This window comes from Brevundimonas sp. GW822-FHT03E11, assembly GCF_058801445.1.
In genome coordinates this window covers 229051-240238 of sequence record NZ_JBXANG010000005.1, presented here as the reverse complement: position 1 = coordinate 240238, position 11188 = coordinate 229051, and the positions used below count along the sequence as shown (strand labels likewise).

8 protein-coding genes are annotated in these 11188 nt (G+C 66.4%); 7 read left to right on the top strand and 1 reads right to left on the bottom strand.

Annotated elements, in window-relative coordinates:
• The first annotated feature begins 158 nt into the window (after positions 1-158).
• Complete coding sequence (locus tag AC1RKE_RS11040) at positions 159-1478, top strand: hypothetical protein (protein ID WP_348684330.1); 1320 nt, start codon at positions 159-161, stop codon at positions 1476-1478.
• 10 nt (positions 1479-1488) lie between these two features.
• Here the strand turns inward: AC1RKE_RS11040 and AC1RKE_RS11035 are convergent, their stop codons facing one another.
• A complete protein-coding gene (locus AC1RKE_RS11035; protein WP_348684329.1) occupies positions 1489-2388 on the bottom strand; it encodes an endonuclease/exonuclease/phosphatase family protein in 900 nt (299 codons plus the stop codon).
• A gap of 294 nt (positions 2389-2682) precedes the next feature.
• Between AC1RKE_RS11035 and AC1RKE_RS11030 the strand changes: the two genes are divergently transcribed.
• The 6 genes from AC1RKE_RS11030 (at position 2683) to AC1RKE_RS11005 (ending at position 11176) form a co-directional block, all read left to right on the top strand.
• Positions 2683-6432 carry a hypothetical protein gene (locus AC1RKE_RS11030; RefSeq protein ID WP_348684328.1) on the top strand — a complete coding sequence of 1250 codons (3750 nt, stop codon included), beginning with the start codon at positions 2683-2685 and terminating at the stop codon, positions 6430-6432.
• A gap of 163 nt (positions 6433-6595) precedes the next feature.
• Positions 6596-7420: a type IV toxin-antitoxin system AbiEi family antitoxin domain-containing protein gene (locus tag AC1RKE_RS11025; RefSeq protein ID WP_348684327.1), complete on the top strand. Its 825-nt coding sequence runs from the start codon at positions 6596-6598 to the stop codon at positions 7418-7420.
• Positions 7407-8318: a nucleotidyl transferase AbiEii/AbiGii toxin family protein gene (locus AC1RKE_RS11020; protein WP_492897033.1), complete on the top strand. Its 912-nt coding sequence runs from the start codon at positions 7407-7409 to the stop codon at positions 8316-8318. Before AC1RKE_RS11025 ends, AC1RKE_RS11020 begins: the two co-directional genes overlap by 14 nt.
• A 197-nt stretch (positions 8319-8515) precedes the next feature.
• Entirely contained in the window at positions 8516-8794 is a 279-nt protein-coding gene (locus tag AC1RKE_RS11015) for a hypothetical protein (protein ID WP_348685152.1), read from the top strand.
• A gap of 227 nt (positions 8795-9021) precedes the next feature.
• Positions 9022-9678 (top strand): hypothetical protein, encoded by a 657-nt coding sequence (locus tag AC1RKE_RS11010; protein WP_348685150.1) that lies wholly within the window; start codon positions 9022-9024, stop codon positions 9676-9678.
• Between the two features lie 79 nt (positions 9679-9757).
• Positions 9758-11176 (top strand): S1 family peptidase, encoded by a 1419-nt coding sequence (locus AC1RKE_RS11005; protein WP_348685149.1) that lies wholly within the window; start codon positions 9758-9760, stop codon positions 11174-11176.
• The last annotated feature ends 12 nt before the right edge of the window (positions 11177-11188 follow it).

Below are 11188 nucleotides of genomic sequence, written 5' to 3'. Positions count from 1 at the left end.
TCCTTCCTCCTCGACGCTGCTGAAGGCTGCAGCATCCGGCATCACGCCGGACGAGGGAAAGGACATACGGACTTAGCGCTGCGGCGGTGCTTGACGTCTCCTGTCCGCGGCGTGTTCTTCATCGCCATGCACCGCCCGCCGCCAGTTCAAGAGCGCCCGTGATCGGCCCGCGTTTCCAGCGGGGCGGCGGCATCAACGGGTCGGAGCGGGCCCTGGCCGCTCTTGCGGACCGATCATTCCTGCGGCTCTGGACCTGGCCCAATCTGTGGATGAAGCAGAACAGCGAACTCGCCGACATCCTGGTGGTGTTCGGCGACCATGTGCTGATCTTCTCCGACAAGGGCGCGGCCTATCCGGCGACCGACGACGCCCGACTGAACTGGACGCGCTACTACCGCCGCGCCATCGCCGAGTCCGCGCACCAGATCAACCGGGCGGAACGGTGGATCGAGCGGTTCCCGGACAAGGTCTTTCTCGATCCCAGGCTCGAAACGCCTTTGCCCGTACCCTTGCCGCCGCTTGAGCGGCGTGTGGTTCATCGGATCTGCGTGGCGCCGGCGGCCGCGGATGCGGCGCGAGCGGAAGGGCTCGCCGGCCTGAGGCTCGCCCCCGCCGTCGTGGGAGACGCCGAGCGCTTCGCGACCGGTCGGGTCGAGGAGTGCCGCGGCTGGGTGCATGTGTTCGACCAGATCACGCTGGACAATGTGTTGTCCGAGCTGTCAACCGCGCCTGACCTGATCGCCTATCTGACGGCCAAGGAAGCGCTTGTCGAACGCGGTGGTCTCGCCAGCGCCCCGTCCGAAAGCGACCTGCTCGCGGGCTATCTTCTGAACAATCGGCGTTTCCCGGCGGATGGAGCGCCCCTGACGGTCGCGGCCGGGCTCTGGACCGGCCTGCAAGAGCATCCCCAGTACGTCGAACGGCAGCGTCGCGACCGGATCAGCGTCTTCTGGGATCGGCTGATCGAGCGCGTGTATCGGGGCTTCGTCGCCCGGGATCTGGAGCTCGGAAACGAGATTCCGATGCCCGACCTCGAGCCGATCCTGCGTCTCATGGCGGCTGAGGACCGGTTCAATCGACGGCTGCTGTCCATGATTATCGTGGAGCGGATCGAGGGACAGGGCGGGGCCACCCTGATCCCGTCCTCATCGCCGGACCTGACCTATCTGACCTTGATCCAGCCGTATGATCGGAACGAGACCGAACGCGACTACCGGTATCGGCGGGCCCAGTCCCTGCAGCTGCGGATCCTGGCGGCCAAGGCCGCCGATCCGGGCTTGCGCAAGATCATCGCGATCGGGCTCGGACAGGCGAATGCGCGCGGCGGATCGGAGGATCTCGCCTTCGCCGACACCCAGGCCTGGTCGCCCGAGATGATCGCCCACGGCCAGCGGGTTCGCGACGAGTTGGGCTATTTCCGTGACGATCGGGTGGTGCTGAACCGCCAGATCGAGGACGAGTTTCCCGAGCTGGACTGAGGCCTCCGACCTAGCCCTCGATACGCACCGAGATCGGGCAGTGGTCCGACGGATGTTCGGCTTCGGGGATGCCGCCATAACGGTACTCCTCGAACGACCCCGGCTCGAGGCGTGCGGTGGCGGAGGCCCCCGTTGCGATGAAGTCGATGTATTCGCGATAGCGGGCCTTGCAGCCCGCCGGCCGGTCGCCCGAGGTCAGGGTCAGCACCGAGCCCTCGGGATCGCCGTCGTTCAGGTCGGCCAGGAAGGCGTCGCCCCGGCTGGCGAGCCGGCGGTTCCAGTCGCCCAGGACGACGAACGCCTCCCCGTTCCGGGCCCGCGCTTCGGTCCACCCCTCCAGCACCGGAAGCTGGTCGAACAGCACCGGGCAGTCCGGGTCGGTCGGCTCGCGGCCGGAGTTGCAGCCGGACTTCAGATGCACCGCCAGCAAGCGCACCGGCCGACCGCGCGACACGGTCACGTCCACGCCCCAGCGCAGGTCGGGATTGCCGAGGGCCAGGGCGCTCAGATCGGGGTTGCGGGTCCAGGGCACGCCCTTGCGGATGGCGAAACCGACAGCCTGGTTCTGGATGAACAGGCCCGGCCGTCCGCGGCATTCGCCGCTCCGGGTGCTGGGCGGCCGGCCGGACATCACCACATCATAGATGGCGGGATCGAAGACCCGTTCGGCGGCAGCCTTGCTCTGCACTTCCTGGAAGGCGATCACATCAGCGCCCAGAGCGGCGGCATGATCGCGCAGACGGGCATAGTCGGCCTCGGTGCGCGGGCTGCAGCCCTCCCCGTCCCGCTCCGCCAGATGCTCCATGTTCCAGCTGGCGATCCTGAGGTTGCCGGCATCGCGGGTCGATGTCATGCCGACGCAGCCCGACAGGAGGGCGGCCGAGAGCGTGAGCGCGATCAGGGATTTCATCGTGGGGGTCCTCGCCGTGAAGGGTGCGGCCCGGCCGACGGCGGGTCGGCGCGGACCGCCGCCGGGCGCGAGGTCGGTCGCGGTCCGGCGGTCCCGCCTATCGTATCCCGCCGATTCCCGCGAGACGGCATAGCTCCGACCGCGATGCCTCGGGGAGGTCATATAGACGCCGCCGCAAGCGCGGCATCCCAGCACCCCCTTGTGGCCCCCTCAAGTGGCGAACCTCGTCAAGAAATCAGAGGATAACGGCGGTTCGAGCGTCGCACGTCGGGCCCGAGCGCATAGAGTATCGTTATGTGGATTCTCGATCCGACAGCTGAGGATGTTCAAGGGCTGGACGATGGTCAGTTGGTGGACCTGGTCTGGCGTTTGTGCCGACGGGAGGCCCAGACCCTCGGGCTGCCGACCTCGTCCGTCACCAAGGGCGGCAATCCGGCCGCCAAGGACGGAGGCGTCGACATCCGGGTCGCCGGCGCGAGCGCTTCAGCGGGCGATCTGTTGAGGCTGCCGGCCGTGATCCAGGTCAAGGCCCAGATGATGCCGGTGGGCGAGATCACGAAGGAGATGAGCCCTAGCGGGACACTCCGCCCGGCGATCGCCGCGGCGCTGGACAGCGGCGGCGTCTACATCATCGCCTCCGGCCGGGAAGACCTGACCGACAAGCGGCGGCGTGAGCTGACCGCCGCCATGATCGCACAGGTCCCCACTGCGAACGCCGATCAGGTCTCCTTATACGACAGCGGACAGCTTGCGGTCTGGGCGGCCCGATACGCCGGCGTGGCGGCCTGGCTCCGCGATCAGGCCAAGCGCCCCGTAGACGGTTGGGAGCCTTGGGGGCCCTGGTCCGCGCGGGACCAGGCGGATGATCAACCGTATCTCGTCGACGAGGCCGCCCGTCTGTGCCGCCCGCTGATCGACGGCGACCACCTCCACGGAATCCTCGTCGGCCTCGGCCTTGTGCGCGAAGCGCTGGCGCCCCCGCGCGCTGCCGTGCGGCTGACGGGACTGTCCGGAATGGGCAAGACCCGGTTCGCCCAGGCCCTGTTCGATCCGCGCGTCGGAAACGGCGCGCTCGATCCGTCATTGGTGATTTACGGTGACGCCGGCCTTGAGAAGGCCGTGTCGCCCGTCCGCCTCGCCCAGTCCCTCGTCGAAGACGGCGTCGCCGCCATTCTGATCGTCGACAACTGCCCAGCGAACCGGCACCGCGAACTGGTGGAGATCATCCAACGCCCAACGAGCCGGGTTCGTCTGCTGACGATCGATTTCGACGTCGGCGACCATCAACCGGACCACACAGAAGTTGTTCGCCTGCAAAATGCCGGTGAAAATCTGATCGACGCCCTGCTCCGGCAGCGAGCGCCGTTTTTGACGCATTCGGAGCGGATCCGGATGGTGGAGTTTGCCGGCGGCAATACGCGGATCGCCCTTGCCATCGCCCTGGCGCCCCGTGGCGCGAAGGGTATCGTCGGCCTTAAGAACAGCGAACTTCTGGACCGGCTCTTCCTCAAGGACCGTCGCGATCCCGATCTGGAGCTGCGGCGCGTCGCCCGCGCGGCGTCGTTGGTCTACGCCTTCTCGATCGAGGGTGAAGAGGCGCCCGAGGCGGTGGCCCTGGCCGAACTCGCGGGTGTGAGCGAGGTCCTGTTCCACGAGAAGATGGCCGACCTGCTGGACCGTGGCCTGGCCCAGCAGCGCGGCGCGCAGCGGGCGATCCTTCCCCCTGCCATCTCGGCATGGCTGGCCGCCGAAGCCTTGGACAAGCTGCCGCGGAGCCGCCTGATGGCGGCGTTCGGGGCCTTCCCGCCCCGACTGCAGCGCTCCTTCGCGCGCCGGCTCGGGCTGCTGCAGGGCGTGAAGGCAGCGGTCGAGATCGCCGAAACCCTGCTCTCCCCCGGCGGTCATTTCGCCGATCCGTCGGACGACAACGGGAACGAGATGCGAGCGGCGCGTCATCTGGCGCCGCTGGCGCCGATCCTGGCGCTTGATCTGGCGGAACGGGTGATTGCATCGGGCCGCAAGCTCGAGAGCTGGCATCCGCACCGCGGCGAGTTGCGACGCCTCCTGGTCAACATCGCCTACGATCCGGTCCATTTCGAACGCGCGGTCGATCTGCTGGCCATTCTCGCCCGCACCGAGACCGCCGATCAGCGCCACTACGAGAGCGTCCGGGACAAGATCCTGCCGATGTTCCATATCCAGCGCTCGGGCACACACGCCACCCCGCAGCAACGGTTCGCCGTCATCGACAAATGGCTCGCGTCCACTGAACCGCAAATACGGGACCTGGGTCTGGACGCCCTCGATACAGCTCTTGAAACCAGGTTCGCCGGGGCCGATCCCCAGGTCGAGTTCGGCGCCGAGCGCCGCGACAGCGGCTGGTGGCCGAAATCCCGAACCGAGTTGCGAGACTGGTTCGAGGACGCCCTAGATCGGGCGAGAGCCTTGCTTTCCGACCCCGACCGCCATGAGAAGGGACGGTCCCTCATCGCCAAACACTACCCGGCGCTGGCTGGTTACGGCGAGGTGGTCCCGGCCGCGGTGCGAACGATGCAGGACGCCGCTGGCGGGACCTTCTGGCCCAAGGGCTGGTTTGCGACCTGTGACGCCCTCTGGCGGCTACGCAAACGCAAGCGCCCCCGCCCCGTGAAGGCCCTCGAGCGCGCGATGCGGCCCGCGACGCTGGCCGACGAGATAGAGGTGTGGCTGCGTCTCGAATGGCATGACTGGCGCAATCCTGATCATGCCGATCAGTCGCGAGACGACTGGCCCGAAGCCCATCGGCGCGCTCTGGCGGCAGCCCGGCTCGCGATTGACGACGATGGTGTGGTCCAGCGGGTTCTCGGTGATCCCGCCTATGAAGGCCGTTATCTCGGCCAGGGGTTGGCCGAGGCCGGCGCGTCGGATTTTCAACAGGGGTGGGATCGCCTCCGCCGTCTCCTGGACGGAGTCAGAACCGAGAAGCCGAATTGGGGCGTTTTCGCCGGCTATCTGGGCGTCGTTCGGGCGCAGGCGCCCGAGCTTGCTGACGCTCTGCTCGACGCGGCGATGGTCGATCTGACCTTACGCCCCTTCGCGATCATTCTCTGCGTGACAGACGGCGATACGAATGATCGGGGTCTCAGCCGCATTCTGAGCCTGCTGCGCGACCCTCGGACACAGCCGGAGGAGCGCCGGGCGGTCCATGCAGTGCGCTTCGACGAAAGCGTTTCTGTCGAACGCGTGGGTGAACTGATCGACGCCCTGATCGAAGCCGACGAGATCGAGCAAGCGCTCCATCTTCTGAGCCACCGGGACGACCAAGCCGAGTGGGAACCGCCCCTGCGCCTGGTCGGTCGCAAGGCGCTGTTGCGGGCGGAGCTGGCGCGCGCCGACGACGTCAACGGCTATTGGGATCGACGGGCCGGCAAGATCGCAGAGCGATCACTGGCTGGACCTGAAGGCGTGGAGGTCGCGACGAACCTTCTCGGTCGTATTGTGGAGCTGGGTAACGATCGACGGGGCTGGGGCCGCGGCATGCCCGTCAAACTGACGAAGGTTCTGTTCCGTCTTCACCCGAAGCTCGCCCTGGATACTCTCCTGCCGGCCTTGCAGGATGAGCGGCGCTATGTGCTCCGGTCGCTGCTGACAGAACACGACGACGACGATCAGCCGACGAGGAACGCCTTCAACGGCGTACCGGATGACATCATGAAAGCGTGGCTGAACGAGGATCCGGTCGTGCGAGGCCCCGTTCTCGCGGACATGGGGTCCTATTTCAGCAAGGGTCCGGAGGGCGCGTTCGAATGGACGCCGTTGGCGCTCGCGCTTCTGGACGCCGCAACGGACGACACACTCGAAAGCCTCGGCAACCGGTTCGACTCCGGCAGCTCAAGCGGGAAGTGGGGCTCGCGGTTCTTACGACGTCGCCCGATGGTGCAGGCCGTCCTGAACCATCCGAACCCCCGCGTCCGTGCGTGGGCTGCGGACATGCTCATCTACCTCGACAAGCGGATCAGGCATCGAGCGGAATGGGATCGTGAACCCGCCGACCGCTTCGAGTAGTCCACCGTCGTGACAGGCACACATCTCGACCGGTCCGTAAACCGGTTCGACTTGAGCGCCCAGTTCATCAAAATCCTGTTTTGATCACCTATAGTGCTCATATCCGAGCTTCTTCAAACTAGATATTTGACAAACCCCCAGTTTGTGCACCATAAGTGCTCAAATGCTCGGAAAGCTAAACAAGCTGGAACGGATGCTGCCAGAGGGTCTGGTCGTCGATTCCGCGTGGATGAACGAGCACGGCTACTACAACTCCCTGCGCGCCAAATACGTCGCCCAGGGCCGCCTCGAACAGCCGGCGCGCCGGGCCTACCGTCGCCCGCGCGGCCCCCTCACCTGGGAGGTGGTGGTCCTGTCGTTGCAGACCCTGCTCGATTATCAGGTCGTGCTGTGCGGCCGAACCGCCCTGGAGATGCAGGGCCTCGGCCACTACCTCCGGCGCGAGACCCGGACGGTCCACCTGTCCGGCCCGATCAAGCTGCCGACCTGGCTCAACGATCTCCCGCTCGATGTCGAGTTCCGCCAGCACACCCCTGCCAGGCTGTTCGAGCACTGGAAATACTTCTCCCTGCGCGGCGTTGAACCGACCGCGCCGGACAGCCCCCGGGCCTGGGGGTCGGCGGGCGTCACCGACCAGAGACTCGGGCACTGGGAACACCCGTTGCGCCTCTCGACCCCGGAGCGCGCCGTCCTTGAACTGCTGGACGAGTTGCCCGACCACGAGGGGTTCGAAGCCGTCGACAAGGTCTTCGAGGGGCTGACCAATCTCAGCCCGCGACGGCTGCAGTTGCTGCTTGAGGACTGCAAGAGCGTGAAGGTGAAACGCCTGTTCTTCTTCTTCGCCGACCGCCACGGGCACGCCTGGCTGAAGCGGCTGGACCGCGCGCCCATAGGGTTGGGCAGCGGCAACCGGATGCTGGTGCGCGGCGGACGCCTGGACCCGACCTATCATATCACCGTGCCGGAGACGCTCGATGCCGTACGGTGAGATCTACGACCGGCAGGTTCGCCTGCTGGTGCGGGTCATCCCCCTGCTCGAAACCGAACAGGCGTTCGCGCTGAAGGGTGGGACCGCCATCAATCTGTTTGTCCGGAACATGCCCCGGCTCTCGGTCGATATCGACCTGACCTATCTGCCGGTCGAAGACCGCGCGACCTCGCTGGCGGCGATTGACGCCGCGCTGAAACGACTGGCGGCGATGATCCGTGACCGGATTCCGGACAGCCGCGTCGCGGAAACCGTCAGCAAGGAGGGGACGGTTCAGAAACTGGTCGTCGCCGCCGACGACGCCCAGATCAAGATCGAGGTCACGCCCGTGCTCCGCGGCGCGGTCTTCGCTCCCGTCCTGCGCCCCGTCTCTCCCCTGGTGGAAGACCGGTATGGGTACGCCGAGGTCCAGATGGTCTCGCAAGCCGATCTCTACGCGGGCAAGATCATGGCGGCTCTGGACCGGCAACACCCGCGCGACCTGTTCGACATCCGCGACCTTTTGGCGACCGAAGGGATCGACGACGCCCTGCGTCAGGCCTTTCTCGTCTATCTCATCAGCCACGGGCGACCCCTGGCCGAGCTTCTGCGACCCAATCCCAAGGACATCGAGCGCGAATTCACCGAGGCGTTCGACGGGATGACGGATGCGCCCGTGGCGCTGGAAGACCTCCTCGCGGCCCGCGACAGCCTGGTCCTGGACATCGTCGACGCCATGCCGGAGGCGCACCGCGCCTTCCTGATCGGGTTCAAGCGCGGCGAGCCCGACTGGGAGGCGATCGGACTGGCCGGCGTGGCCGACCTGCCGGCGGTGCGCTGGAAGCAGTTGAACCTCGATCGTCTGGACGCCGCCCGGCGCGAGGCGTTGACCGACCGCCTCCGCGCCGTCTGGGCGTGAGAGGGGCGTTTGAAGTCGGGGCGGCGTTGCCACCTCCGTTCCACCCTGTAATCTGGCGGGGACGGGTTCCGGATCGATAGGGACCGACCTTGAGCCGGGGGACGTCCCAGACGTCGGCGGCGACCGGTCCTGAAACCCCGGGCTTCCACGCAGAAGTTCCAGACCCGTCCCCCATTCGCCGTCCCGAAAGGATCGCCGTGGCCGACGAGATCACCGCAGAGGAGACGGCCCTCTATGAGGATCTGGCTGAGCGGGCCGGAGAGGTCGCGCGAAGGCTCCTGGCGGAACGCGGCCTGATCTATCTGGACGATCTCGATCCTGAGGCGGCCCGTGACCTGCTGAGGATCGCCTGGCGCGAGGCCGCTCAGACGCGGTTCGAGGGCCTGGATATCAGCGAGCTCCACGCGGAGATTGACGCCATGATCGAAAGCCTCGTCATAACACCGCAGGGCGAGACCCTCACCTCGATCCACTAGGTCGTCGCGCGCGTTCCTCGGCGGCGCCTTGGTTTAGCGGCAAGATCGTCCCGCCTCCGCTTTCAGCCCGCGAAAGGATGCAGGCCCCAGGGCCGAAAGATCGCCGGACCTGACCCCCAGGGGCTCGCAGGCCGATGTCCATCACAAGCGTGGCAATACACGCGCGAATCTCGATAATCGCGTGAGTTGCAACCGTTCCTCTGCCCGCTCGGCGTCCGGAGTCCGCCATGACCTTCCAAACCTTCTCGGAGCATTGGGCCGGGCCGCTTTCGAACGTGGTCATGGTCCTGCTGGCGATCATCCTCCTCTATCCGGTGATCTGGAAGCTGAGCATCAGCCAGATGAGCGCGGCGTTCGAGGCCCTGAAAACGGCGAAGGACCTGCCAACCTACCTCGGCCACATCACCGAGGCTTCGGAGCGGCTGCAATCGCTCAATCGGGAGATCGGCGGCCTGCGCGAGAAGCTGGGTGAACTCGACACGATCCAGGAGGAGCTCGAGATCGCCAATCGTCGGATCGCCGATCTCCAGAAGCTGAGCGAGGAGCGCCCGCCGGAACCGGTCGCAGCCGAGCCCGAGGAGATCGACGAAGTTCGCAACTGGGAGGCCGTAAGCGAGATCTGGTTCGAGGTGAAAGACATTGTGGAGGACAGGATTGGCGGCATCGCCGACGGCCGCATCCGCCGCAAATACAACTCCATTCCGCGCTACACCTACGAGGAGATCACCCCCCTCCTCGTTCGTGACAACGCCCTGACCGCGGCGGAGGCGGAGGTCGTCAACGACATGGACCGGACGTTCCGGTCTCTTCGGAATCGAAAGACGCCTGTGACCCCCGAACGCGTGAGAGAGTTCCAGGGCTGGCGCGCTCGCGTCGGGGGCTGACCATGACGTCGATCATCCGCGGAAATCTTCAGTCAGGGCCGGGCGGCCGGCGATCACGATCGGCCGACGTCGCCGCCTGATGTCTCACACTGTCCGCATCACCGAGGCGAGCCCGCGTCTCGCCGACCTCAAGCTGTCCTGGTCGACGCCGATCTTCACGGACGACGACGGGATCGGCTCCCTCGCCTCCCTTCACCAGGCGGGGGACGCTTTCGTCGCCGTGGTCCGGTTCACCGCGGAGGGGCCGGTCGTGCTGGGAAGCGGCGTGATGGTCGGGCCTGGCCTCGTCATAACCGCGACCCATGTGCTCGATGAGTTTCGAGCCGCCGGAGCCAGCCCGGTGTTCATGACCTTCCTGCCCGAAGGCGCTCGCGCCTGGTTGCCGCTGGATATTAGCGCCGGGTCCAGGCCGAGCGCGTTCGATCCCCATCGCATGGTGACGTCCGACCTGTCACTGGTGAGTTGTACCCTGAACTCCGACCCCATGGAGGAACGCCCGCTGGGGCTCGCGCCCTTGAAGGTTGGTCTGCCACTGATCGGAGATCGGCTCTGGGCCATCGGCTTCCGCCATCAGGACATCAGCGGAAGCGCGGCTCGTGTCAGTCCAATGATCTCATCGGGCCTCGTCACCCAGGCCTTCCCGACCGGCCGCGGCGACCGCATGTCGGCCGCCTGTTTCGAGGTCGATATGGAAACGATCGGCGGAATGAGCGGCGGCGCCGTTGTGGACGTCGACGGCAATCTGGTCGGCATCGTTTCGTCGTCGCTGGAGGGTGGGCCGTCCTACATGACCCTGATCTGGGACGCCTTGGGACTTCGGGTAAAGGGACCGACGCCCCGCCTGTCGCTTCAGCCGACAATCACCCTCCTTGGCGCGCAGAGTTGGCAGGTCGTCCGGATCAAGGGCGATGTCGAGCGCAATCCCTGGGGCGAGATCACGGTCCACTTCAGCCAGGACGAGGCGCGCCTTCTCACGGTTTCGGCTCCGGACGCCTTTCCGGATGACGGTCGCCGCCAGCTCACGGCCGACGAGCGCATGGCGTTCATGGACGAGCACGGTGGCGAACTTGAATCCCTCGCCACCGAGGCCGTGATCGACTGGCTGGAGGGTCTCCCGCTCGATCACGTCTACGCCTTCCTCGGCGCTGCGCAGGTTCCGGCCGATCTCTTCCCTGGCCTTTCGGGGTTCGAGATCGAGGACATGGAGGGGGCGGAAGATCTGGAACTGATCACCGCAAGGGAGGGCTCGGATGGATCGCTGGAGATCGCGTTCTTCCTTCGCCTCCAGTCCTACGTCTGGATTCTGGAAATGCCGTCCGCCTTCGCCGAGGCTCATGCCGAGGCGCTCGAGGCCCATTTCATCAACATCGAGACAGAAGGTGGCGAAACCCGGATGGAGCGCGTGCAGCGCGCGTATTTCCGGGCCACGACCCGTTTCGACCGGACGGACGGAACCTTCGGCGAAATCTCGGTGACCTCGAGCGCGGTCATCCCATGATCCTGGCCGAGC